Origin of the sequence: Lentzea aerocolonigenes, assembly GCF_000955955.1 — a bacterium.
Taxonomy (GTDB): domain Bacteria; phylum Actinomycetota; class Actinomycetes; order Mycobacteriales; family Pseudonocardiaceae; genus Lentzea; species Lentzea aerocolonigenes_A.
In genome coordinates this window covers 1-413 of the sequence record NZ_JYJG01000640.1, presented here as the reverse complement: position 1 = coordinate 413, position 413 = coordinate 1, and the positions used below count along the sequence as shown (strand labels likewise).

The 413-nt window shown below is 67.8% G+C and carries 1 protein-coding gene; it reads right to left on the bottom strand.

The window, feature by feature from the left end; all coding sequences use genetic code 11:
* A partial coding sequence (locus UK23_RS53515; protein WP_045318572.1) for a carbohydrate ABC transporter permease occupies positions 1-413 on the bottom strand: 413 nt, incomplete at both ends.

Below are 413 nucleotides of genomic sequence, written 5' to 3'. Positions count from 1 at the left end.
GGACTCGTACAGCTCGGGCGGGATGGCACGCAGCGACGTGTAGATGACGATCATGTTGAAGCCCGTGCCTCCCCACACCGCGATGTTCGTCAGCGCCAGGAACAGCCAGTCGCCCTGCAGCAGGTCTGGTCCGCTGAAGCCCACGGCCCTGAGCAGGAAGTAGCCGGGGCTGACGCTCGGCAGGTACAGAAAGCCCCACAGCAGCGAGGCGATGATGCCGGGCACGGCGTAGGGCAGGAAGATCGCCAGCCGGGAGAACGCTCTGAACCGCGTCCGGGGCAGGTCCAGCAGGAGCGCGAACAGCAGTGCCAGACCGAGCATCGCGGGCACGAGCATCGCCCCGTAGCGCAACACCCGGCCCGCGCCGGCCAGCAGTTCGGGATCGGTCAGCGCGGTGGTGAAGTTGTCCAGCC